Here is a 23,785-nt window from a genome sequence, read left to right as displayed (position 1 = left end):
CAGGAACAATAACCTCAGGAGAGTAAACGATGAAAGCATGGATCCCGCTGGCGCTGGCCAGCACGCTGCTGGCCGGCTGCGCCGGCGGTACGCCTGCCGGCAAACCGGTACAGGAAAGCGATCTGCTGCACCACAACTTTGTGCTGCAGAGCGTAGACGGCGTCGCCGCCAATGCGCAGCAAGGGCGCGGCCCGAGCATTGAGTTCGGTGAGAAAATGCATATCTCCGGCTCAATGTGCAACCGCTTCTTCGGCAACGGCCAGCTGGACAACGGCGTGCTGACGGTCAAGAACCTGGCCACGACGCGCATGATGTGCCCTGACCCGCAGCGTAACCAGTGGGATCAGATCATCGGCAGCGTGCTGAATAACGGCGCGCGCGTTACGCTGGCCGCGCAGCAGCTGACGCTGAGCGATGGCCAACACACGCTGGTCTATACCCTGAAAGACTGGGTGCAATAAGCCCGCACGATCCTCCGGGGGGCGGCGCTTAGCCGGCGCTGGCGCAGGCCCCCTGACCTAACGCCCACTCCTCGCACTGCTTGCCGTCCGGCATCTGACACATTCTGACCGCTTCGCCGTTCAGCGTATGGGCGATGGTGGTGGTGCCGCCGACGTTGGCGCAGTGCGCGCTGGTCGGTAAGTGGTCAATTCTGGCGCTGGTGCCCTGCTGCTGCGGCTCATCATTATTGCTGCTGCACGCGGCCAGCAGCAAAACGGCGCCGGCCAGCGACCATTTGTGCATTTGCATTGCCATTGTTTTTCTCCTGAACCCGATGTGATAAAAAATAACAGCGCCTCTTGGCGGGCGCATGGTATTGCAATTAATACAAACCTATTTAATTTAGCCTGTTCGTTTAATAATGAGAATAAGGCGACGTCATTATTTTGCGTTTTTTTTCACCACCTGCAGCGTAATAAACGGCAAGCCGTATCACACCCCGCCGCCGGCCCGGCGCACCGTGGCTCAGGCGGCCGACGGCACGCCGCATTTTCTGCCACGTGGCAAGCGCGGCGCAGCGCGTATGCTAGAGACGCTAAGAGATTAGCATTCCACTATTTTTCAGTTAATTAACTGAGCTCTTCACCCCGCATGATTAGCGTCATGCGGGTTTTTTTATTCATCGTATATATTAGTGAGCGCTGGTTTTGGACAACAGATTAATCACTAATACGCCGGCGACGATTAATCCCATGCCGATAATTGCCGGCCAGTCGAGCTTCTGGTTATAAATAAACACCGCGGCGATCGATACCAGAACGACGCCCATGCCGGACCAAATCGCGTACACAATGCCAAGCGGCATGCTTTTCACCACCATCGACAGCCCCCAAAAGGCCACGCCATAGCCCAGCACCACCACCAGCGAGGGCCACAGCCGGGTGAACCCCTCCGACGCCTTCAGCATGGTGGTGGCGATCACCTCGGCGATAATCGCCATGGTTAAATACATCAGTCCCGTCATTTGCCTAACTCTTCTGTTAATACCCAACGCCGCCATTATGGCGACCAAGCGCTAAATTATGGTTAAACCGCGCCGCGGCCGCCAGCAAATAACGTGCTTTTATTGCGACATATCAGGTTACAACTCCCCTGCCGCCAAAGCGTCCCTCTGCACACAAACGTGATAAAGAATGCGATTTTCCCTCTGCTAGACTTTATTTAACGTCCTTTTTGCCGGTTTTTTTCCCGATTCCGGGGCATTTTTTTCCGCATGGCGCAACGCCATGGCGCTGAAATAAGGTACTTCCCATGATTACGACAGATGGCAACCATGCCGTTGCGTCGGTGGCTTACCGCACCAGCGAAGTCATCGCGATTTACCCCATTACTCCCAGCTCCACCATGGCCGAGCAGGCGGACGCCTGGTCCGGCGACGGCCGCCAGAACATCTGGGGCGACACGCCGCGGGTGGTGGAAATGCAGTCGGAAGGCGGCGCGATCGCCACCGTGCACGGCGCCCTGCAAACCGGCGCGCTGTCGACGTCGTTTACCTCCTCGCAGGGATTGCTGTTAATGATCCCGACGCTGTATAAACTGGCCGGCGAGCTGACGCCGTTTGTGCTGCACGTCGCCGCGCGTACGGTGGCGACCCATGCCCTGTCGATTTTCGGCGACCATTCCGACGTGATGGCGGTGCGCCAGACCGGCTGCGCCATGCTGTGCGCCAGTAATGTGCAGGAGGCGCAGGACTTCGCCTTGATTTCACAGACCGCGACCCTTAACAGCCGTATCCCGTTTATTCACTTCTTCGACGGCTTCCGCACCTCGCACGAGATCAACAAGATCGTGCCGCTCAGCGACGATACCCTGCGGCAGATGATGCCGCAGGCGGCCATTGCCGCCCACCGCGCCCGGGCGCTGTCGCCGGAACGCCCGGTGGTGCGCGGCACCTCCGCCAATCCGGACACCTATTTCCAGTCCCGCGAGGCGGCCAACCCGTGGTACGCGCAAACCTATCGCCACGTCAGCGAGGCGATGACGCAGTTCGCCGCGCTGACCGGCCGGCAGTATCAGCCGTTTGAGTATTACGGCCATCCCGACGCGGAACGGGTGGCGATCCTGATGGGATCGGCGATCGGCACCTGTGAGGAAGTCATCGATGCGCTGCTGGCGCGCGGTGAAAAGGTCGGCATGGTGAAAGTGCGGCTGTTCCGTCCCTTCTCGGCCATGCACCTGCTGGAGGTGCTGCCGGCCAGCGTGCAGAAAATCGCCGTGCTGGATCGCACCAAGGAACCCGGCGCGCCGGCCGAGCCGCTGTATCTGGACGTGATGAGCGCGCTGGCCGAAGCCTTCAGCCGCGGCGAGCGCGCCACCCTGCCGCTGACGATCGGCGGCCGTTACGGTCTGTCATCCAAAGAGTTCGGCCCCGACTGCGCGCTGGCGGTCTTTGCCGAACTGGCGCTGGAACGGCCGCGGCCGCGCTTTACCGTCGGCATCTTCGATGACGTCAGCGGGCTGTCGCTACCGCTGCACGACAATCCGCTGCCGTCCCGCGCCACGCTGGAGGCGCTGTTCTACGGCCTCGGCAGCGACGGCTCCGTCTCCGCCACCAAGAACAACATCAAAATCATCGGCAATAGTACGCCGCTGTTTGCCCAGGGCTACTTTGTCTACGATTCGAAAAAGGCCGGCGGCCTGACGGTATCGCACCTGCGCGTCAGCGAACGACCGATCAATTCCGCCTATCTGGTCAGCCGCGCCGATTTTATCGGCTGCCACCAGGCGCAGTTTATCGATAAGTACCAGATGGTCGAACGCCTGAAAGACGGCGGGATTTTTCTGCTCAATACGCCTTACGACGCCGATGAGGTCTGGGATCGGCTGCCGCAGGAGGTGCAGGCGCTGCTGCGGCAGCGTCAGGCGCGCTTCTATATTATCAACGCGGCCAAACTGGCGCGTGAGTGTCAGCTTGGCGCGCGTATCAACACCGTGATGCAGATGGCGTTCTTCCATCTGACGCAGATTTTGCCGGGTGATATCGCCCTGCAGCAGCTACAGGACGCCATTGCCCGCAGCTACAGCAGCAAGGGGCAGGAGATTGTCGAGCGCAACTGGCAGGCGCTGGGGGCAACGCGTCAGGCGCTGACCGCTATCGCGCTGCGGCCGGTCAACCCCGCCAGCCCGCAGCGTCCGCCGGTGGTGGCCGACGCCGCGCCGGACTTTGTCAAAACCGTCACGGCGGCGATGCTGGCCGGGCTGGGCGATGTGCTGCCGGTTTCCGCCTTCCCGCCGGACGGCACCTGGCCGGTGGGCACCACGCAGTGGGAAAAACGCAATATCGCCGAAGAGGTGCCGATCTGGCGGCCGGATCTCTGCACCCAGTGCAACCACTGCGTCGCCGCCTGCCCGCACTCGGCCATTCGCGCCAAAGTCGTGCCGCCGGCGGCGATGGAGCACGCGCCGTCCAGCCTGCAGTCGCTGGACGTCAAGGCGCGCGATATGCGCGGGCAAAAATACGTGCTGCAGGTAGCGCCGGAAGACTGCACCGGCTGCAATCTGTGCGTGGAAGTGTGCCCGGCCAAAGACCGCCAGCAGCCGGAGATCAAAGCGATCAATATGGCTTCGCGGCTGGAGCATCTGGAGGAAGAAAAAGCCCATTACGACTTCTTCCTGCAGCTGCCGGAAATCGACCCGACGCAGCTTGAGCGCATCGATATCCGCACCTCGCAGCTGATTACGCCGCTGTTCGAATATTCCGGCGCCTGTTCCGGCTGCGGGGAGACGCCTTATATCAAGCTGCTGACCCAGCTGTACGGCGACCGTCTGCTGATCGCCAACGCCACCGGCTGTTCATCCATCTATGGCGGCAACCTGCCCACCACGCCGTACACCACCAATGCGGCCGGCCGCGGCCCCGCCTGGGCCAACTCGCTGTTTGAGGATAACGCCGAATTCGGGCTGGGCTTCCGCCTGACGGTCGATCAGCACCGCCGGCGCGCCCTGCGTCTGCTGACGCTGCTGGCGCCACGCCTGCCGGCGGAGCTGGTCAACGGGCTGCGGCTGGAAGATATCGCCCCCGCCCTGCGGCTGCAGCAAATCGCCGAGCTGCGCACCCGGCTGGCGCAGTTTGACGATGACGACGCCCGTCAGCTGGCCGACGATGCCGATCACCTGCTGGATAAATCCATCTGGCTGATCGGCGGCGACGGCTGGGCTTACGATATCGGCTTCGGCGGATTGGACCACGTGCTGAGCCTGACGGAGAACGTTAATGTGCTGGTGCTGGACACCCAGTGCTATTCAAACACCGGCGGCCAGCAGTCGAAGGCCACGCCGCTCGGTGCGGTGACCAAGTTCGGCGAACACGGCAAGCGTAAGGCGCGTAAGGATCTCGGCGTCAGCATGATGATGTACGGCCACGTGTATGTGGCGCAGATTTCGTTAGGCGCGCAGCTGAACCAGACGGTCAAGGCGATTCAGGAGGCGGAAGCCTATCCCGGTCCGTCGCTGATTATCGCCTACAGCCCCTGCGAGGAGCACGGCTACGATCTGGCGCTGAGCCACGACCAGATGAAACAGCTGACCGCCAGCGGTTTCTGGCCGCTGTTCCGCTTCGATCCGCGCCGCACGCAGGAAGGCAAAGCGGCGCTGGCGCTGGATTCGCGGCCGCCGAACAGCGAGCTGGCCGCCACGCTGCTGAAAGAACAGCGTTTCCGCCGTCTTAACAGCCTGCAGCCGGAGGTCGCCAGCGCGCTGTATCAGGAAGCGGCGCAGGAACTGCAGCAGAAATACGATTTCCTCAGCCTGCTGGCCGGCAAGGCGGAGAGATCCACCAGCGAGTAACCTCATCGGGCGCGCCTAAGGCGCGCCTTTCCCGTTATGCCGCCTCATCTCACCTTCCTACGCCAATGCGTACAGACTAATTACATCCACCTATCCTGCTGGAGCGTCATATGCATCAACTATCCGAACTCATTGCTCGCGAACAAGAAAAATTTGCTGCCAACGATTTTTTTTACCGGCTGACCGATCGGACCCGCCCATTAGAACAACGCTTATCTTTTCTTCCCCGCATGTCCCACTTTATTATGAGCTTTGCCGATATTAATCAATTCGTGTTGCCGTTTTCCGCGCCCAAAGACCAATGGGAACGGGCAGTCAACCAACATGCTCACGAAGACGCCAATCATTGGCCCTGGTTTATCCACGATCTGCAGCAGCTTGCTATCGACCACAGCGCGCCGCTCAGCGATACGCTGCGTTTTCTCTGGTCAGAGCAGTTAGCCGCATCAAGACAACTGACTTATCAACTCATTGCCATGATCGCTAATCAACCGGCAAAAATCCGTCTGGTGGTCATTGAAGTAATGGAAGCTACAGGCAACGTGATGTTTACCGCCTTAAGTTCGGCCATCGCCGACAGCGGTCTGACGCTGAAATTTTGCGGCGATCTGCACCTCAGCCATGAATCCGGCCATGCGGCTAATGCGGCGGTCAGCACGATTGACGACCTCCCCTTTAGCGCTGACGAATACCGGGAGGTCCAAGCTATTATCCATCAGGGTTTTACAGCCTTTACGCATTTTGTTCATCGGCTGTAGCCGGGTTTCGACAAAAAATAGATGGGGCCTGCGTATAGCCTGTCGTATGGTTTTAACGCCACAATATAAATCTCATCTCATGTCGACACCTCCCCCGTTCGCCGCCATGCCAGGTGAACGCCCGGCAGCAGCAAAACCCGCTGGCATTCGTCGCCATAATCCGTACCATACACGCCAAACTGCACCGATGCCGCAAGCCATGTTGATGCTCTGCGGTCAGGGCGTCACCGCATTTCAGCACTCGGCAGGCGGATGGATTTCTCCTATCCGTCCGTTGAATGGTAAACTGGCCGCTACCGGCGCCATATCCCTAGTGCAACCCAATGAGAACGAGCACGATTTAAATGTCAGAAAAACAAACAGTGAGCCAGAAAGAACAGTACAACCTCAACAAGCTGCAAAAGCGCCTGCGCCGCAACGTGGGCGAGGCCATCGCCGATTTCAATATGATTGAAGAAGGCGACCGCATCATGGTTTGTCTGTCCGGCGGCAAAGACAGCTACACCATGCTGGAAATTCTGCGCAACCTGCAGCAGAGCGCGCCGGTTAACTTCTCGCTGATCGCGGTCAACCTGGATCAAAAGCAGCCGGGCTTCCCGGAGCACATCCTGCCGGCCTACCTCGATGGGCTGGGGGTGGAGTATCAGATCGTCGAAGAAAACACCTACGGCATCGTGAAAGAGAAAATTCCGGAAGGCAAAACCACCTGCTCACTGTGCTCGCGCCTGCGCCGCGGCATTCTTTACCGTACCGCCAGCGAGCTGGGCGCCACCAAAATCGCCCTTGGCCACCACCGCGATGATATTCTGCAGACGCTGTTCCTCAATATGTTCTACGGCGGCAAAATGAAGGGCATGCCGCCCAAGCTGATGAGCGACGACGGCAAACACGTGGTGATCCGTCCGCTGGCCTACTGCCGCGAGAAAGATATCGAACGCTTCGCCCAGGCGAAAGCGTTCCCGATCATTCCCTGCAACCTGTGCGGTTCGCAGCCCAACCTGCAGCGCCAGGTGATTGGCGACATGCTGCGCGACTGGGACAAACGCTACCCCGGCCGTATTGAAACCATGTTCAGCGCGATGCAGAACGTGGTGCCTTCGCACCTGTGCGACACCGAGCTGTTTGACTTCAAAGGCATTCAGCACGGCGACGAAGTGGTGAACGGCGGCGATCTGGCGTTTGACCGCGAAGAACTGCCGCTGCAGCCGGCCGGCTGGCAAGCGGCGGAAGCCGACGACATCGTCGCCGCGCCCGAGCGGCTGAACGTATTGGAAATCAAATAAGTTCACGCGCCATGCGTCCCCGACGGATGGCGCGTTCCCCTCGCCTGGCTTTACGATCCCGCTCACATTTGGCGCTAAAAAATCGCCTGTCGTCACCGGCTTTACCCTATACTGTTTTTTCATACAGTAATATGGAGTTTACCGATGAACATTACCCCCTGTCTGTCCCACGTCTCCGTCGGGACCAACCATTTTGACCAGGCGGCGGATTTTTATGACCGGGTGCTGTCCGCCCTGGGCTGCCGTCGCGTGCTGGAGCACCATGGCGCCATCGGTTACGGCCGCGACTACCCGGAATTCTGGCTGCAAACCCCGATCGACGGCCTGCCTGCCGGCGTTGGTAACGGCATCCACATCGGTTTTTTCGCTACCAGCAAGCAGCAGGTCGATGAATTCTATCGCCAGGCGCTGCAGGCCGGCGCGACGGATGAGGGCGCACCCGGCTCCAGGCCGCACTACGGCGAGCAGTATTACGGCTGCTTCGTCCGCGATCTGGACGGGCATAAAATTGAAGCCAGCTTCTGGGATGAAGCGGCGGCCTGAGCCGGCAGCGTAACGCGCCGACGGCCGGAGGCGGTGAAAAAAAGACAAAAAAATGCCGGTGATAAAACACCGGCATCGTGTGAATCAAATTTGCTATGCAGTAATTCTAAAATAAGAAAGTAAGACAATTATGGAGCGCAACGCCCATCGCTTGACGTTGCATTCACCTGCGAGAAGAATAATGCCGCATTCTCCGGCGGCAAATGTTGATTTCGCGCAACTTTAATCAGGTTTTGCCGAAGTTTCTCCGCCTGATGGCTACAGCCAGCGGCTGCGTTTCAGCCACCAGGTCACCCCCGCCCCCAGCGCCACCAGCAGCAGGCAAAACAGCGCAAAGCCGAACGGCTTGTCGCCGCCGGGAATGCCGCCCAGGTTGACGCCGAACAACCCGGTCAGGAAAGTGGCGGGCAGAAAGACCATCGCCAGCAGCGACATCGTGTAAGTACGCCGGTTCATGGCGTCCGCCAGCACGCTGGTGATTTCATCGGCGAGTATCGCCGTCCGCGCGATGCTGCCGTCCAGGTCGTCCAGGCCGCGCCCCAGCCGGTCGGCAATGTCCTGCATACGGCGGCGGTCGTCATCGCTCATCCAGGCCAGGCGATCGCTGGCCAGCCGGGCGAACACGTCTCGCTGCGGCGCCATATAGCGGCGCAGCACGATCAGCTGCTTGCGAATCAGCGCCAGCTGGCCGCGCTCGGGGATCTGCTGATCCAGCAGCGCATCTTCCAGATCGATAATCTTATCGTGCAGATCCTCGATAAATTCGCTGGCATGGTCGGTCAGCGCGTCGCTGACTTCCACCAGCCAGCTGCCACAGTCGGTCGGCCCCACGCCGCTCTGCAGTTCATCAACCACTTCATCGATGGAATACACTTTACGGTGGCGCGTGGAGACAATCAGCTTATCGGTGATAAACACGCGGAACGTCACCAGCTGGTCAGGACGCGAATTAACGTTAAAGTTAATCCCACGCAGCGTAATCATCGTGCCGTCCCCCTGCCGCGCCACGCACGGCCGGGTGCTGTCGCCGGCCAGCGCATCGCGGACGGAATCCGGCAGCAGCGGCGTTTCACTCAGCCATTGCTGGCTCGCCGGATGGGCATAGTCCAGATGCAGCCAGCCAGGCTGCTGACTGGTGATGCTATCCTGCGGGCCGATCGGCGTTACGCCCCCCTTGCCATCCAACTGAAAGGCGTACACCGCATCGGCAATGTGTAGTTGGCTGCCGTCAATGACGTCCATTCACTACCCTCTTATCTTGATTCATTAGCGCAAAGTCTAGTCTTTATGCTTTTAAAATCAAAGCAGAAGCCGGTAAGCACCGATGTCAAAGGCGGCTAGAAAAGCCCCGATTTCCTGCGTAATTGTTACCCTTTATTATCCATTAACATTTGCACATCCTTTTTAATTCCAAACAACAATAAAAAATCAACAAAAGTAGGTTTACCTCAAATTTCATCGGCATATACTTGCGTCTACCTACGAGGAGGTAGTGTAGTTATGTTAAGAGATCATTTGAAAATAGATGAAAGCCATACGCTGGAGAAGGTTAATCATATCCAGCTGCGTCACCAAGGTCAGGAAGAGATTAGCGAATTTATCGTTAAGGACGCCGGCGGTAACCCCATCGGCAAGGTTTCCGTTCATGACCACCTGAGTACCCGCCGTTCCTACCCAACCTCCTACCGTGTGACTCAGACCGACATGGCTGGCCGCGTTGTCGTTGATACCCTGAGAGAAGTTCTCTAACGCCGTTATCTGACGAGCCGGTGAGAACCCAAACCCGCTATTTCAGCGGGTTTTCTGTTTCTGCCGCACAACAATCGTTCGCTGAACTCAGCACACTCTGACTCCAGTCATAAAAAGCGCGCACGGCGGGAGGCAGATATCTGTTCTGCGGATACACCAGGGATAAGGGTAAATCAAAGGCGTCGTCGTTCAGGCACGCAATAAGCGCCCCGCTGCGCAAATAGGGAGCCGCCAGATAGCTGGCTACGCGAATTAACCCCAGCCCCTGTACGCCGGCCTGTATGTAAGCATCCGTATCGTCTACCACCAGCGTTTCCGGCATCCTGATCGCCCGCACGGCGGCGTCATGCGCAAAAAACCACTCTGTCGTGCGTCCGGTCCGGTGGTTAAGGTATCCCACCGCGCGATGAGCATTCAGATCGTCCAGACACCTCGGCTCGCCATAGGCATCAAGGTATTGCGGCGCCGCCAGCACCACCCATTTAAAATTCGCCAGCGGACGGGCCACCAGCGTGGTGGAGTCCTCAATTCTCCCCGCCCGGATCACGCAGTCGTAGCCCTCCCGTATGAGGTCCTCCACCTGATCGCTTGAGCAAAGCATGAGATCCAGCTCGGGATAGTGCTGCAAGAACGTCTGTATTTTGGGAATGATGCAGTGCCGGGCCAGGGATTGCGGCATACCGACTTTAAAGCGCCCTTTGGGTTGACCCGATTTGCCGGGAAATGAAGACTCCATGGCGGCGATATCAGCCAGCAGCCGTTTACATTCCGTGTAGTAGCCTTCTCCGTCGGACGTCACGCTGAGCTTACGCGTGGTTCGCTGCAACAGCTGCAGCCCCAGGTAAGCTTCCAGCTCCTTAATCACCCGGGATACCGTTGAGCGCGGCATCCCCAGCACTTCCGCCGCCTTGGCAAAACTCTGTGCCTCAACGACCTGCGCATATACCCGCATTGATTCCAGTCTATCCACCTTTTCCCCCCGACGGCGCACCACAATTATCCCATATTGACGAACAGTCTAACCTACAGCCGCTGACTTATCGAACGCGGCTCACCACCGTAAACTTGTCCCACACTCCATCAACACCAGCAGTGAGGTAGCAAATGCCACAACATGACGTGAGCGCAGATAAACGAGTATTGGTGCTGGGAGCGGGACAACTGGGAGATGCGGTACTGGATGCGCTGCTGCCGGCGGTCACACAACGCAACGGGGCGGTTACCGTCATTGTTTCGCCCGCTTCCCGCGATACACACGGCAAACTGCGGTCGGCGACTCATCAAAAACATGCTGATGCCGGCGCAACCTTTATCGGCGTAGATCTGGCCGCCTGTTCGACTGAACAGTTAAGCAGGATATTTAAGCCGTTTGATACCGTGATTAACTGTATGGGGTTCGTTGCCGGGACCGGTACGCAGCTCAAGATCACGCGTGCGGTGCTGCATGCCGGGGTACGGCGATACTTCCCCTGGCAGTTTGGCGTTAATTACGATGTGGTCGGTAAAGGGAGCGGCCAGCCCGTCTGGGATGAACAATATGATGTCCGGACGCTATTACGGGCGCAGAGCACCACGGAGTGGGTGATTATTTCAACCGGTATATTCACCAGCTTCCTCTTCGAACCGGCATTCGACGTCGTCAATTTATCGGCCAACACCCTCAACGCATTAGGGGGATGGGACACTCAGGTTACCGTCACCTCGCCGGCCGATATCGGCCGGCTGACCAGTGCCATCTATTTACATCAGCCGCGCATCGTCAACGACGTCATCTTTGTCGCGGGGGAAACGACATCATACCGGCAACTGGCGGCAACGGTTGAGCACGTGACGCAACGGCGCTTTAGCAAAAACGTGTTCACCCTGCCGGCGCTGCTGGAGGAACTGCGTTTACGCCCGGATGACCCGATGCTGCGCTATCGCGTCGCATTCGCCCGGGGTGACGGCATGTGGTGGCCAATGCGCGACACCTACAATGCGCAACATGCGATTCAGACCCAGGATATTGCCTCCTGGCTTACGGCATCGATTTAGCCCCCAATAAGAAACGGCCGGTGCGTAACAACGCACCGGCCGCTTTAGCGAGGAAACAACGCCCGTCAATGTTTGACGATATACATCGTCTGGCTATAGGCCACGTCTTCCGGGTTGGTAATCGGGTAGCCTTTTACCCAGGGTTTGATCAGGCGGCCGTTAGTGTACTGGTAAATCGGTGCGATCGGCGCCTGATCGGCCAGGATCTGCTCCGCCTTGTTGTAATCGTCGTTCAGCGCCGCCGGGCTGGTGCGCCGGCTGGCTTCCGCCAGCACGCGGTCGTAATCGGCATTGCGGAACTTGGCAATATTACCGGCATGCGACGACCCCAGCAGCGACAGGAAGGTGGACGCCTCGTTGTAATCCCCCACCCAGGAGGCGCGGATCACGTCAAAGTTGCCGGTATTACGGCTGTCGATATAGGTTTTCCACTCCTGATTCTGCAGTCTGACGTTCACCCCCAGCTTTTTCTTCCACATTGAGGCCACGGCAATGGCGATCTTCTGGTGGCTTTCCGAGGTGTTGTACAACAACGTCAGTTTCAGCGGGTTGTCCGGGCCATAGCCGGCAGACTGGATCAGCGCCTTGGCCTGCGCGTCCAGCTCCGCCTGCGATTGCTGCTGCAGCAGGCTCTCTTTGGCTTTAAAGCCGGCGGTCACGTCCGGGGTGAAGTGGTAGGCCGGTTTTTCACCGGTGCCCAGCACTTTTTCGGCGATAATTTTGCGGTCGATGGCGTAGGACAGCGCCTTGCGCACCCGCACATCGTTGGTCGGCGCGCGCTGGGTGTTAAACGCATAGTAATAGGTGCCCAGCTGATCGGGGGTGTAGACCTGATCCGGAATATCCTTCAGCAGCTTGCGGTACATATTCTTCGGGAAGGATTCGGTAATGTCGATATCCCCCGCCAGATAGCGCTTGGTGGCGTTGGATTCCTGATTGATCGGCACAAACGTCACCTTGGTCAGCACGGTGTGTTTATGGTCCCAGTAGTGTTCATTCGGCGCCAGCACCAGCTTCTCATTCACCACCCGCTGCTGCAGTTTAAACGCGCCGTTGCCGACCAGGTTGCCCACCTTGGTCCAGTCGCTGCCGTATTTCTCCACCACCGCTTTCGGCGCCGGGAACAGGCTGAAGTTGGCGGTCAGGCTGACAAAGTACGGCACCGGCTTGTTCAGCTGCACCTTCAGGGTATGGGCGTCCACCGCCGTCACTCCCAGCTTGTCGGCCGGCAGCTTGCCGGCGATGATTGCGTCGGCGTTCTGGATCCCCGCCAGCTGGGCAAACCAGGCAAACGGCGACAGGCTTTTCGGGTCTACCAGCCGCTGCCAGCTGTAGACGAAATCTTCCGCCGTGACAGGGTCACCGTTTGACCAGCGCGCATCTTTGCGCAGGGTAAAGAGGAAGGTCTGGTTATCCGAGGTCTGCCAACGGCTGGCGACGCCGGGGATAATATTGCCCTGCGCATCCTGATTCACCAGCCCTTCAAACAGGTCGCGCGCCACCTGCGCCTCCGGCAGGCCAACGGCTTTAATCGGGTCGAGCGACGCGGGCTCATCTTTGATATGGCGCACGATTTCCTGTTTATCCGCCAGCACCGTACCGGCCGGCACCTGGGCGGCGCTGACGCCGACGCTCAGGCAGGCGGCCGCTGCGCACCCTGCCAAACGGAAACCCCGTTGAATTTTTTCTCTCGCCATCGTTATTATCCCGCGTTAACCATCTGAATTTTTTATCATATACCCAAAAGCGCCGCGGCGCATCATGGCGGCGGCGGCGCTGTGGGAAAAACGGTGCTGACGGTGCAAAAATGCGATAGCGGCCCGCTTTACGCCGCCGAACCATCGGCCGACGGCGCGCTCCGGGGCTTAGTCGTAGAGGTGGATGGTGCGGATACGGTAGGTGAACTCTTCACCTTCTTCTTCATCAAAGATGGTGAACTGGCCGTTCTCCTCCAGCGCCCTTTGCTGAATATCGGTGGTCTGCAGCTGGCGATCGTTGGCGTCGTCATAGCCGTAATCAAGGTAGAAGCTGTTTTTCTGGTAATCCACATGCAGAGTAAACGGGTAGTTGGATTCGTCCCCGCGTCCGTCATCGTTTTTCACCACGCCGAACCACTCCCCCTGGCGGATCTGATTCTCATCATCCACGCCGCACAACAGCGTGATCGTGTCCTGCTCGTGTTCCGTGTAACTGGCGACTATTCTGGCGACTGGCATAGTAAATCTCCTTGCTGATTATCGGCTTGGCTGTCTGCTTAGTATAACAAGCGGCGGCGGCGACGGCAGCGAACATTACGCCGCGCCGCCGCCGACCGCTCAGATAAGCCGCAGGGCAACAATGTAGTGGGAAAGTCGCAGCAAAGCGTAATACACTGAATAAAATAACAATGCATTTTCACCGACTGACGACACAGGGCGACACCATGACTCAACAACGACCGCGTAGTGAACGCGGCCAGCTGGCCGTGGCAGGAGAAAGTTACGGAAAATCGTTATTAGGCGCACCGCTGCTCTATTTTCCCGCCGCCGCGCGCGGCCCGGACACCGGGCTGGTGATAGCAGGCACGCACGGCGATGAAAATGCCGCCGTCGTTACCCTGTCCTGCGCCTTGCGCAGCCTGTCTCCCGCCGCGCTGCGCCACCATGTGGTGCTGGCGGTCAACCCGGACGGCTGCCAGCTCGGGCTGCGCGCCAACGCCAACGGCGTGGATTTAAACCGCAATTTTCCCTCCGCCAACTGGCGCTCCGGCGATACGGTGTACCGCTGGAACAGCGCCGCGCCGACGCGGGAGGTGAAGCTGTCAACCGGCGGCCGCCCTGGCTCCGAACCGGAAACCCAAGCGCTCTGCCATCTGATCCACCGGCTGAAGCCGGCCTGGGTGGTCTCTTTTCATGAGCCGCTGGCGTGCATTGAAGATCCGGCCAGCTCACACCTTGGCGTCTGGCTGTCGCACAAATTCGCCCTGCCGCTGGTCAGCAGCGTCGGCTATGAAACGCCGGGATCGTTCGGCAGCTGGTGCGCCGACCTGTCGCTGCCGAGCATCACCGCCGAACTGCCGGCCATCTCCGCCGATGCCGCCAGCGAACAGTATCTGGAGGCGATGATTGAGCTGCTGACCTACCCGCTGGCATCCCGCCCTTAGGCGTCGCCCAGCCGGATGACGCCGCAGGCAAAATCCAGGCCGGGTTCGACGTCCTGCGCCAGCCAGGTCGGCCCGTCCAGATCGACAAAGCGCGCCGCGGGCGCCAGCGGCAATGCCGCCGCCACCGCCCGCGAGGTGCACAGCATACAGCCGAGCATCAGCGTAAATCCCTGCTCGGCGGCCTGTGCGGCCAGCGCCAGCGCCTCCGTCAGCCCGCCGGTCTTATCCAGTTTGATATTGACCATCTGATAGCGGCCGGCGAGCCGGGCCAGATCGTCACGGGTATGGCAGCTTTCATCGGCGCAAATCGGCAGCGGATGGATAAAATTGGCCAGCGCCCGATCGTTGCCGGCCGGCAGCGGCTGTTCCAGCATCGCCACCCGTAAATCCGCCAGCAGTTGGCAGCGCGCCGCCAGCCCCTCCGCCTGCCAGGACTCATTGGCGTCGACGACCAGCGTCGCCTCCGGCGCCGCGTCGCGGATCGCCACCAGGCGTTCGCTGATCAGCCGGTCGTCCAGTTTGATTTTCAGCAGCGTAGCGCCGCGGCGGCTCAGCTCCAGCGCGGCCCGGGCCATCGCCTCCGGCGTATCAATACTGACGGTCTGCGCCGTCGTCACCTGCGGCGGCGGCTGTACGCCCGTAGCCTGCCACAGCGTCTGCCCCTGCCGGCGGCACGCCAGATCCCATAAGGCGCAGTCCAGCGCATTACGCGCCGCGCCGGCCGGCATCCGCTGCTGCAGTTCCTCACGCGACAGGCCGCGTTCGATCTCCGGCCTGATCGCTTCCAGCTGCGCCAGCACCGAGCTTTCACTCTCGCCGTAGCGCGGGTACGGCGTGCACTCTCCCACGCCGCAGACGCCCTGCTGCTCGATTTCCACCACCACCACGCTGGCCGCGCTGCGGCTGCCGCGTGAAATAACAAACGCGGCGCGCAGCGGCCAGGCCTGTGGGTAAAAACGCATGCTTCTCATCACCGCTCCTGGTTGAATAGTACGCGTAATATCAGCGCGCTACGCAGGGGTATGCCAATATATACAACTGTTTAGCCAATTTTGTATACCCAAGCGCCATGCATTGACATAGACTGACGGCAAGGTGTGAACCTAATGTTAAAATGAGCGTCAGCCGCTCGCCGATTAGGTGCACATCTTTTGTATAAACACCTGTCAAAGGAATCTAACCATGACTCAGACCGTAAAGTTCCAGAGTAACCCCGTTGCCGTGGCCGGCCAACTGCCGAAAGCCGGCGAGCAAGGTCAGCCGTTCACCCTGGTGGCAAAAGATCTGTCCAACGTTGCGCTGAGCAGCTTTGCCGGCAAGCGCAAGGTGCTGAATATTTTCCCAAGCATCGACACCGGCGTCTGCGCCACTTCGGTGCGTAAGTTCAACCAGCTGGCCAGCGGCCTGGACAACACCGTGGTGCTGTGCATCTCCGCCGACCTGCCGTTCGCCCAGTCCCGTTTCTGCGGCGCGGAAGGCCTGAGCAATGTGGTCACCCTATCCACCCTGCGCGGCGCCGAGTTCAAGCAGACCTACGGCGTGGAAATCGCTGACGGCCCGCTGGCCGGCCTGACCGCGCGCGCCGTGGTGGTGCTGGATGAGCAGGACAAGGTGCTGTACAGCGAACTGGTGGCAGAGATCACCTCTGAGCCGGACTACGACGCCGCGCTGGCGGCGCTGAAGTAATTCGCGCATAAAAAAGCCCGGGCAATCCGGGCTTTTTTCCGTCCTTACTCGTCGGCGTCTTCCGCCGGCTTGCGGCTGCTGAGGCCGTAATCGCGCAGCTTATTGGCGATCGCGGTATGCGATACCCCAAGACGCTTCGCCAGTTTACGCGTGCTGGGATAGGTGCGGTACAGCCGGGTCAGCACCGAACGTTCAAAACGCTTGCTGATCTCATCCAGCGTTCCGTCAATCGCCTCATCCCCCAGCGACATCTCCACCTCAAACTCCGGCAGCACGATATCCTGCGGGCGCAGCTCAAAGCCTTCGGTCTGCGTCAGCGCGCGATAAATTGCATTTTTCAGCTGGCGCACGTTCCCCGGCCAGCCGTACTTGCTGAGGAAGCTGTTCAAATCGCTCGACAGCTTCGGCCGGGCGACGCCCTGCTCATCGGCAAAGCGCGCGACGAACAGCTCGGTCAGCGGCATGATGTCCTGCGGACGCTCGCGCAGCGGCGGCACCGTAATGGTCAGCACGTTCAGACGGTAATAAAGGTCCTCGCGGAACTCGCCGCGCTGCACCAGCTCAATCAGGTTTTTCTGCGTGGCGCAGATCACCCGCACGTCGACGTGCACCTCATGATCTTCGCCGACGCGGCGGAAGGTGCCGTCATTCAGGAAGCGCAGCAGCTTGGTCTGCATCTGCGGCGACATTTCGCCAATCTCGTCCAGCAGCACCGAGCCGCCGTTGGCCTGCTCGAAAAAGCCCTTCTTTGCCGCGCCGGCGCCCGGGTAGGCGCCCGCCGCATGGCCGAACAGTTCGCTTTCCGCCACGTCATCCGGCAGCGCCGCGCAGTTGAGCGCCAGGAACGGCTGTTTGCCGCGCGGGCTGCGCAGGTGGCAGGCGCGGGCCAAAATGTCCTTGCCGGTGCCGGTATCGCCGACGATCAGCAGCGGCGCATCCAGCATCGCCAGTTTGCGCGCCTGCTCCAGGACCTGACGCATCTTCGGGCTGACCGCCACGATATGGTCAAACTCGGTATCGTCGTTCACCGACAGATTCTGCAGCTGCCGCCCCATGCGCGCGGTGGATTTCAGCATCACCACGGCGCCGACCACGTCCGGCTGCTGGTTTTCATCTTCCAGGTGGATCGGCGTAATATCCATCAGGAAATCCTGACTGCGGATCACCACCCGCTCAGAGTGCGGCGCGGCGTGCTCATTCTCCAGCCAGCGGCTGAAGTTATAGCCGCCAATCAGCTGCCCCGCCGTCTGGTTGCGGATCTTGTCTTCGTTCAGGGCGAACAGCGCCAGCGCCGCCGGGTTAGCCAGCTCGACCTTGCCTTTCATATCGATGGAAAATACCGGCTCCGGCATGGATTCCAGCAGCGCGCGCAGCGCCCGGTGTTCACGCTCGGAAGGCATAAAGCTGACGGTGCGCACGTCGGTCACGCCGGCGATGCGGCGGATTTCCGCCATCAGGGCGCGGAAAGTATCGAAATCAAGCTGGGAAAAATTCAGGTAAATCCGGCCGATAGGATCGATTTCGATACCGCGTAGATCAATGCTGCGTAATACCAAGAGATCCAGCAATTCTCGGGTCAGACCGATCCGGTCTTCGCAAAATACTTCCAAACGCATCAGTATTGGCCTTCTCTGCAGGTTTTGCGTACGCGGGATAAGTGGCGCTCATCATACTCTCTCATCCCGGACAGAAGAAACGTTCTGTCAGCAAAAGTTGACAGAACGCTGATTTATCATTGTGGTTATTGATTCTAAGCGCAAATGAATAACACCATCCGCGTCATTTTAGCTTATTGTCAGATATTTATCATGGCCTTGAGATTATTTTTGGATAATTATCACGAAATTACAGCAGGATGTTCTTTCGTCAACGCCGGCTTACGCCGTACGGGAAAACGCCGCACCGGGCGGTGCGGCGGCGGGATTATCAGGCTTTCTTATCGCCCTTTTTCATCACGTCCTTCAGCTGACCAACCAACTGGCCGCGGAAATCACTCAGTTTGGGCTTGTCGTCCTCCAGCCACGGCAGCGGCCGGCACAGCTCCATCGCCTTGATGCCCAGACGCGCGGTCAGCAGACCGGCGCCGATGCCCTGCGCGGCGCGGGCGGACAAGCGAGCCGCCAGATCCTGCGACACCCAGTCCATCCCGACTTCGCGCACCAGTTCCGAAGCGCCGGCGAACGCGATGTTCAGCAGCACCAGACGGAACAGGCGGATGCGGCTGAAATAGCCCAGCTCGATGCCGTACAGCGCGGCGATGCGGTTGATCAACCGGATATTACGCCAGGCGATAAACGCCATATCCACCAGCGCCAGCGGGCTGACGGCGATCATCAGCGTCGACTCCGCCGCCGAACGGCTGATTTCACGCCGCGCCTGGTTATCCAGCACCGGCTGCACTAACCGCGCGTACAGCGCCACCACCTCACGGTCGTTCTGGGTTTCATGCAGCGACGCCTGCCAGCGCTGCAGCGCCGGATGCCCCTGATCCAGCCCGGCCTGGCGCGCCAGTTTTTCGCAGAACTCTCGCCCCTTGCCCAGCCCGTGGCTGTGCAGCAGCTCCCGCGCCTCGTCGCGCTCTTCGGCGCGCTGGCGCAGGCGATACAGGCGGCGCCATTCCGCCACCACCGATCCGACGCCGGCGCCGACGATCAAACCGCCGGCGACGCCGCCGCCGAGCGCGATCCAATCCTGCTGCAGCCAGGCCTGATGCACCCACTGCACGCCCTGCGCCACCACGCTGACGCCGAACAGCGTCAGGCCGGCGGTGACCATTTTGCGCCACAGGCTGCGCTTCGGCTTCAGCGCCGCATTGACGATGCCTTCAACGCGCCCTTCTTCTTCTTCCTGCTCCAGCTCCGGCGCGGCGGGAAAGAAGTTATCCGCCTGCTGCTGATCAAAGGCCATGCCGGCGCGCAGCGTCGGCTCCTGCGGCGGCTGCAGCGGCTCTTCAAAATCGATCCGCGGTTTTATCGGCTCGCTCATCGCACTTTATCTCCCAGCAAAAACTCCATCACCGCGTCCAGACGAATATGCGGCAACGGGCTGTCCACGCTCATCGCGCGCGGACGAAATTCATCAAAGTGGAACCCCTGCTGCTGCCAGAACGCCGGTCCCGGCAGGCGCGCCGGCACTTCGCCGGGGAAAACCGTCAGCGGCGCGCCGTCCGACAGGCGGTTGCCTTTTAGCGCCGGAATGCGCTGGCCCTGATGATCCACCATGCCGCTCTCGGTCGCCTGCACCGAGGCCAGCCCGACGCAGTCCATGCTGATGCCCTCAAACGCCGCGTTCTGCCAGGCCTCCTGCACCAGCTGCTGCAGCAGCGACACCAGATTGGCGTGCTGATCGGCGGTGATATGGTCGGCCTTGGTGGCGGCAAACATCAGTTTGTCGATGGTGGGCGCAAACAGGCGGCGGTACAGCGTGCGCTTGCCGTAGTGGAAGCTCTGCATCAGCTGCGTCAGCGCCAGACGCATGTCGTTAAACGCCTGCGGCCCGCTGTTGAGCGGCTGCAGGCAGTCCACCAGCACGATCTGGCGGTCAAAGCGCACAAAGTGTTCTTTGTAGAAGTTCTTCACGATCGACTGGCAGTAATAGCCGAAGCGGGCGCGCAGCATGCCGATGTTGGTGTGCTTGTCAGCCTGCGCCAGCCTCGATTCGCTGCCGGCGTCGACGTTCGGCCACGGGAAGAACTGCAGCGCCGGCGCACCGGCCATATCGCCCGGCAGCACAAAGCGTCCCGGCTGAATAAAGTGCAGCCCTTCGGCCTTGCAGCGCAGCAGATAATCGGTGTAGGCCTGCGCGATCGCCGCCAGCTGGTTTTCATCGGCGGGCGCCAGCGGATCCAGCGCGTTGCACAGCGTCAGCCACGGTTTGGCCCATTCGGCGCGGTCGCCTTGCAGCAGCCCGGTCATCTGTCGCGACCAGGCCAGATAGTCCTGCTCCAGCATCGGCAGGTCGAGCAGCCATTCGCCCGGATAATCGACGATCTCCAGATACAGCGTCGAGGTCTCTTTAAAATGGCGCAGCAGGGAGTCGTTGGAACGGTAGCGCAGCGCCAGGCGAATTTCGCTGACGCCGCGGGTGGGGGTCGGCCAGGTCGGCGGCGTGCCGTACAGCTGCGCCAGCCCCTCATCATAGGTAAAACGCTGAATGCCGAGATCGCGTTGCGGGATGCGTTTTACCCCCAGCAGGCGCTCTTCACGCACCGGCGAAAACAGCGGCAGCCGCGCGCCGCTGTGAACGTGCAGCAGCTGATTAACCAGCGCGGTAATAAAGGCGGTCTTCCCGCTGCGGCTCAGGCCGGTCACCGCCAGACGCAGGTGGCGGTCCATACCGCGGTTGACCAGCGAGGTTAATTCATTTTTTAATCGTTTCATTCTTCTCCTTGGCATAAATACCCAAAATCACTCAGCGCTGCGGCGGGGCTGCGTCGTCCACCGCCCAAGGCAGCCTGCGACTCAGCGGGTATAACGCCCGAATGCCTTATTCAGCCCCTTGCGGAACATCGGCTCCAGCACCATCGCCAACAGCAGGCGCAGCGGTTTACGGCTGACGGTTCTCAGCAGCCATGAGGTGGCCCCCGCCGGGCCGTAACTGAGTAACGCTATGATGATGACTTTAGACAATCTCTTCAACATTGCACCAGCTCCTCGTTGGAAAGTGGCGGATTTGCCGCCGTTGGCGGCGTGGTTTGCTCTGGTCATAACAGCCCTCCGGCCAAGGTGACGGCGGCGCTCGGGCGGCAACCGTCAATTACAGCTGACGAAAACGGCTCTGTACGCCGAAGGTATCCGAGGTCACGTAGCGCTCAACCTGGCGCAGCTGACGCTCGCCGCTGCCCAGTTCATACTCCAGCTGATCCAGCAGCTGGCGCGGCGTACGCTGATGTTCGCCGTCAAAACGGCTCGCCGGCGCCGCTTCCAGCAGGTAGCCCATGGCGAAATAGGCGACGACGGTAAAGAAAAACAGGCCGAAAATCATCGACAGCACTACCATCACGCGGATCAGACGTACCGGGACGTCAAAGTAGTGCGCCAGACCGGCGCAAACGCCCTTCACCATGCCCTCTTCAGGCACGCGATACAGTTTTTTACTGCCCAACAAATTTGCCATCAGGACTGCCTCCAGTTCGGATGTTCGGCATCCAGGATCTCTTCCAGCGCCTGAATACGTTCGCGCATGCGTTTGGCGTCTGCCGTCAGCTGCGTCAGCCGCTGCATTTCCTGATGCGACAGCTGGATCCCGTTCTGTTGCCGATTGCTGTAATGCAGCCAAAGCCAAATCGGGGCGACGAACAGCACAAAAATCGTCAATGGAATGGCTAACAATAACGCACTCATTTCAACTCCTTGTTATTCCCGCCTGCCGGACGTCGCGCTGCGGCGTCGGCACGCCGGGGTTCTGTTATCGGATATCGGACGGCGGCCGCCGGGCGGCCGCAAAACGGTTACTCTGAGCGGTTCATCTTGGCTTTCAGCGCCGCCAGCTGCTCGCTGATGGCGTCATCCGCCTTCAGTTCGGCGAACTCCTGATCCAGGGTTTTCTTTTTCCCCAGGCTGACGCTTTCGGCTTCCGCTTCCATATGGTCGATACGGCGCTCGAACTGCTCGAAACGCGCCATCGCCTCATCCAGCTTGCCGCTGTCGAGCTGACGACGCACCTCGCGGGAGGAAGACGCCGCCTGATGGCGCAGCATCAGCGCCTGCTGGCGTGCGCGGGTTTCGGTCAGCTTGCTTTCCAGCTCGCCGATTTCGCTCTTCATCCGGCTCAGGGTTTCTTCCACCGTCGCCACTTCCTGGCTCAGGGTGGCGATCAGATCGGACACTTTCTGTTTTTCAATCAGCGCCGCACGCGCCAGATCTTCTTTATCTTTGCGCAGCGCCAGCTCCGCTTTTTCCTGCCAGTCGTCGAGCTGTTTCTCACCCTGCTCGATACGACGCAGCAGCTGCTTCTTCTCCGCCAGCGCGCGCGCCGAGGTGGAACGCACTTCAACCAGCGTGTCTTCCATCTCCTGAATCATCAAACGCACCAGCTTCTGCGGATCTTCCGCCTTATCCAGCAGCGTATTGATGTTGGCGTTCACAATGTCGGCAAAACGAGAAAAAATACCCATAATTCACTTCCTCTTGGTGTCAGTGGCGTCTTCAGCGCCGTCGTAAGTCATACTGCGGACGCCAAGATATAATCAAAATGCGTGCCAACTTTTATTTCACTGAAATTAAAGGATTATTTATTTTTGACTCTGCCGCACCATGCTGTAAAGTGATTATTTTCACCAACTATTGGCGAATTTCATCATGAGCGAGCAGATCGAACCCCTGTTGGGCGAAGCGAACGCCTTTGTAGAAGTATTGGAACAAGTCTCGCAGCTGGCAACCCTGAACAAACCGGTGCTGGTGATTGGCGAGCGCGGCACCGGCAAGGAGCTGATCGCCCACCGCCTGCACTATCTGTCCAACCGCTGGCAGGGGCCGTTTATCTCCCTCAACTGCGCCGCACTGAATGAAAACCTGCTGGATTCCGAACTGTTCGGCCATGAGGCCGGCGCGTTTACCGGCGCGCAGAAGCGCCATCTGGGGCGGTTTGAACGCGCCGACGGCGGTACGCTGTTTCTCGACGAACTGGCGACGGCGCCGATGCTGGTGCAGGAAAAACTGCTGCGGGTGATTGAATACGGCCATCTCGAACGCGTGGGCGGTAGCCAGCCGCTGCAGGTGGATGTGCGCCTGGTGTGCGCCACCAACGACGATCTGCCGGCGCTGGCGGCGGCCGGCAAATTCCGCGCCGATCTGCTCGACCGGCTGGCGTTTGACGTGGTGCAGCTGCCGCCGCTGCGCCGGCGCCAGCAGGACATCATGCTGCTGGCGGAGCACTTCGCTATCCAGATGTGCCGCGAACTGGCGCTGCCGCTGTTCCCCGGCTTTACCGCCCATGCGCGCGAGACGCTGCTCGGCTACGGCTGGCCCGGCAACGTGCGCGAGCTGAAAAACGTGGTCGAGCGCTCGGTGTACCGCCACGGCAGCAGCGAGCAGCCGCTGGACCGCATCGTGATCAACCCGTTCGCCCAAAGCGCGCCGGCGGCTACCCCGGCGGCAGAACCGCAGGCGAACGGCGGCCCGACGCTACCGCTGGATCTGAAGGGTTGGCAGAACGAACAGGAGAAACGGCTGCTGGAACAGGCGCTGCGCCAGGCGCGTTTTAATCAGCGCAAGGCGGCGGAACTGCTGGGGCTGACCTACCACCAGCTGCGCGGCATGCTGAAAAAACATGCGCTGCAGCCCGGCGAGGAGCCGTCCGCCTAG

At 60.0% G+C, this 23,785-nt stretch carries 24 protein-coding genes; 10 read left to right on the top strand and 14 right to left on the bottom strand.

Annotated features, from left to right (window positions below):
- Positions 1–29 precede the first annotated feature (29 nt).
- Complete coding sequence (hslJ, locus tag I6G83_RS17985) at positions 30–461, top strand: heat shock protein HslJ (protein WP_015672260.1); 432 nt, start codon at positions 30–32, stop codon at positions 459–461.
- A 28-nt stretch (positions 462–489) separates the two neighbouring features.
- Here the strand turns inward: hslJ and I6G83_RS17980 are convergent, their stop codons facing one another.
- Both I6G83_RS17980 and I6G83_RS17975 read right to left on the bottom strand, forming a co-directional pair.
- Positions 490–750, bottom strand: coding sequence for a DUF333 domain-containing protein (locus I6G83_RS17980; protein WP_041412087.1), 261 nt, complete (start codon positions 748–750; stop codon positions 490–492).
- Between the two features lie 382 nt (positions 751–1,132).
- Positions 1,133–1,465, bottom strand: coding sequence for a DMT family transporter (locus I6G83_RS17975; RefSeq protein WP_015672258.1), 333 nt, complete (start codon positions 1,463–1,465; stop codon positions 1,133–1,135).
- 287 nt (positions 1,466–1,752) lie between these two features.
- Between I6G83_RS17975 and nifJ the strand changes: the two genes are divergently transcribed.
- The 4 genes from nifJ to I6G83_RS17955 all read left to right on the top strand — a co-directional run bounded on the left by nifJ (position 1,753) and on the right by I6G83_RS17955 (position 7,870).
- Positions 1,753–5,286 (top strand): pyruvate:ferredoxin (flavodoxin) oxidoreductase, encoded by a 3,534-nt coding sequence (nifJ, locus tag I6G83_RS17970; RefSeq protein WP_054305020.1) that lies wholly within the window; start codon positions 1,753–1,755, stop codon positions 5,284–5,286.
- A 110-nt stretch (positions 5,287–5,396) separates the two neighbouring features.
- Complete coding sequence (locus I6G83_RS17965; RefSeq protein WP_072186062.1) at positions 5,397–6,044, top strand: hypothetical protein; 648 nt, start codon at positions 5,397–5,399, stop codon at positions 6,042–6,044.
- 344 nt (positions 6,045–6,388) lie between these two features.
- Complete coding sequence (ttcA, locus tag I6G83_RS17960; protein WP_054305019.1) at positions 6,389–7,327, top strand: tRNA 2-thiocytidine(32) synthetase TtcA; 939 nt, start codon at positions 6,389–6,391, stop codon at positions 7,325–7,327.
- A gap of 144 nt (positions 7,328–7,471) precedes the next feature.
- On the top strand, positions 7,472–7,870 hold the full coding sequence (locus I6G83_RS17955) for a VOC family protein (protein WP_054305018.1): 399 nt from the start codon (positions 7,472–7,474) through the stop codon (positions 7,868–7,870).
- Between the two features lie 258 nt (positions 7,871–8,128).
- On the opposite strand, the gene zntB is transcribed toward I6G83_RS17955, so the two are convergent.
- Positions 8,129–9,112 (bottom strand): zinc transporter ZntB, encoded by a 984-nt coding sequence (gene zntB, locus I6G83_RS17950; protein WP_054305017.1) that lies wholly within the window; start codon positions 9,110–9,112, stop codon positions 8,129–8,131.
- A gap of 258 nt (positions 9,113–9,370) precedes the next feature.
- Between zntB and I6G83_RS17945 the strand changes: the two genes are divergently transcribed.
- A complete protein-coding gene (locus tag I6G83_RS17945) occupies positions 9,371–9,619 on the top strand; it encodes a hypothetical protein (RefSeq protein ID WP_015672253.1) in 249 nt (82 codons plus the stop codon).
- A gap of 37 nt (positions 9,620–9,656) precedes the next feature.
- Here I6G83_RS17945 and I6G83_RS17940 read toward each other — a convergent pair whose 3' ends face one another.
- A complete protein-coding gene (locus I6G83_RS17940) occupies positions 9,657–10,589 on the bottom strand; it encodes a LysR family transcriptional regulator (RefSeq protein ID WP_054305070.1) in 933 nt (310 codons plus the stop codon).
- Positions 10,590–10,723: 134 nt separating this feature from the next.
- Here I6G83_RS17940 and I6G83_RS17935 point away from each other — a divergent pair, with 134 nt between their 5' ends.
- Entirely contained in the window at positions 10,724–11,653 is a 930-nt protein-coding gene (locus I6G83_RS17935; RefSeq protein WP_054305016.1) for an aromatic alcohol reductase, read from the top strand.
- A 65-nt stretch (positions 11,654–11,718) separates the two neighbouring features.
- On the opposite strand, the gene I6G83_RS17930 is transcribed toward I6G83_RS17935, so the two are convergent.
- Both I6G83_RS17930 and I6G83_RS17925 read right to left on the bottom strand, forming a co-directional pair.
- Positions 11,719–13,350: a peptide ABC transporter substrate-binding protein gene (locus I6G83_RS17930; RefSeq protein WP_054305015.1), complete on the bottom strand. Its 1,632-nt coding sequence runs from the start codon at positions 13,348–13,350 to the stop codon at positions 11,719–11,721.
- Positions 13,351–13,518: 168 nt separating this feature from the next.
- The gene (locus tag I6G83_RS17925; protein WP_054305014.1) at positions 13,519–13,869 is read right to left on the bottom strand and encodes a hypothetical protein; all 351 of its coding nucleotides are present in this window, start codon (positions 13,867–13,869) and stop codon (positions 13,519–13,521) included.
- Between the two features lie 206 nt (positions 13,870–14,075).
- On the opposite strand from I6G83_RS17925, the gene mpaA reads away from it, so the two are divergent.
- The gene (mpaA, locus tag I6G83_RS17920; protein WP_054305013.1) at positions 14,076–14,795 is read left to right on the top strand and encodes a murein tripeptide amidase MpaA; all 720 of its coding nucleotides are present in this window, start codon (positions 14,076–14,078) and stop codon (positions 14,793–14,795) included.
- Here the strand turns inward: mpaA and ycjG are convergent.
- Positions 14,792–15,766: an L-Ala-D/L-Glu epimerase gene (gene ycjG, locus I6G83_RS17915; protein ID WP_054305012.1), complete on the bottom strand. Its 975-nt coding sequence runs from the start codon at positions 15,764–15,766 to the stop codon at positions 14,792–14,794. The two genes, mpaA and ycjG, sit on opposite strands and share 4 nt — an antisense overlap.
- A 211-nt stretch (positions 15,767–15,977) precedes the next feature.
- Here ycjG and tpx point away from each other — a divergent pair, with 211 nt between their 5' ends.
- On the top strand, positions 15,978–16,481 hold the full coding sequence (tpx, locus tag I6G83_RS17910; protein ID WP_015672246.1) for a thiol peroxidase: 504 nt from the start codon (positions 15,978–15,980) through the stop codon (positions 16,479–16,481).
- A 44-nt stretch (positions 16,482–16,525) separates the two neighbouring features.
- On the opposite strand, the gene tyrR is transcribed toward tpx, so the two are convergent.
- From tyrR to pspA, 7 genes are all read right to left on the bottom strand, one after another.
- Positions 16,526–18,097 (bottom strand): transcriptional regulator TyrR, encoded by a 1,572-nt coding sequence (gene tyrR / locus I6G83_RS17905; protein WP_015672245.1) that lies wholly within the window; start codon positions 18,095–18,097, stop codon positions 16,526–16,528.
- Between the two features lie 310 nt (positions 18,098–18,407).
- Positions 18,408–19,466 carry a YcjF family protein gene (locus I6G83_RS17900; protein WP_054305011.1) on the bottom strand — a complete coding sequence of 353 codons (1,059 nt, stop codon included), beginning with the start codon at positions 19,464–19,466 and terminating at the stop codon, positions 18,408–18,410.
- A complete protein-coding gene (locus tag I6G83_RS17895) occupies positions 19,463–20,860 on the bottom strand; it encodes a YcjX family GTP-binding protein (RefSeq protein ID WP_015672243.1) in 1,398 nt (465 codons plus the stop codon). The genes I6G83_RS17900 and I6G83_RS17895 overlap by 4 nt, the downstream gene beginning before the upstream one ends.
- Before the next feature lie 81 nt (positions 20,861–20,941).
- Positions 20,942–21,187: a phage shock protein PspD gene (pspD, locus tag I6G83_RS17890; RefSeq protein ID WP_015672242.1), complete on the bottom strand. Its 246-nt coding sequence runs from the start codon at positions 21,185–21,187 to the stop codon at positions 20,942–20,944.
- Positions 21,188–21,236: 49 nt separating this feature from the next.
- The gene (gene pspC / locus I6G83_RS17885) at positions 21,237–21,596 is read right to left on the bottom strand and encodes an envelope stress response membrane protein PspC (RefSeq protein ID WP_054305010.1); all 360 of its coding nucleotides are present in this window, start codon (positions 21,594–21,596) and stop codon (positions 21,237–21,239) included.
- On the bottom strand, positions 21,596–21,823 hold the full coding sequence (gene pspB, locus I6G83_RS17880) for an envelope stress response membrane protein PspB (RefSeq protein ID WP_054305009.1): 228 nt from the start codon (positions 21,821–21,823) through the stop codon (positions 21,596–21,598). The genes pspC and pspB overlap by 1 nt, the downstream gene beginning before the upstream one ends.
- Positions 21,824–21,930: 107 nt before the next feature.
- A complete protein-coding gene (gene pspA, locus I6G83_RS17875; protein WP_015672239.1) occupies positions 21,931–22,596 on the bottom strand; it encodes a phage shock protein PspA in 666 nt (221 codons plus the stop codon).
- A 184-nt stretch (positions 22,597–22,780) separates the two neighbouring features.
- On the opposite strand from pspA, the gene pspF reads away from it, so the two are divergent.
- Positions 22,781–23,785 carry a phage shock protein operon transcriptional activator gene (gene pspF / locus I6G83_RS17870; RefSeq protein ID WP_054305008.1) on the top strand — a complete coding sequence of 335 codons (1,005 nt, stop codon included), beginning with the start codon at positions 22,781–22,783 and terminating at the stop codon, positions 23,783–23,785.

The sequence above is a fragment of the Serratia rubidaea genome, from assembly GCF_016026735.1.
Taxonomy (GTDB): domain Bacteria; phylum Pseudomonadota; class Gammaproteobacteria; order Enterobacterales; family Enterobacteriaceae; genus Serratia_B; species Serratia_B rubidaea.
The sequence above is the reverse complement of the archived record's forward strand: the minus strand, read 5'-3'. Positions and strand labels throughout refer to the sequence as shown.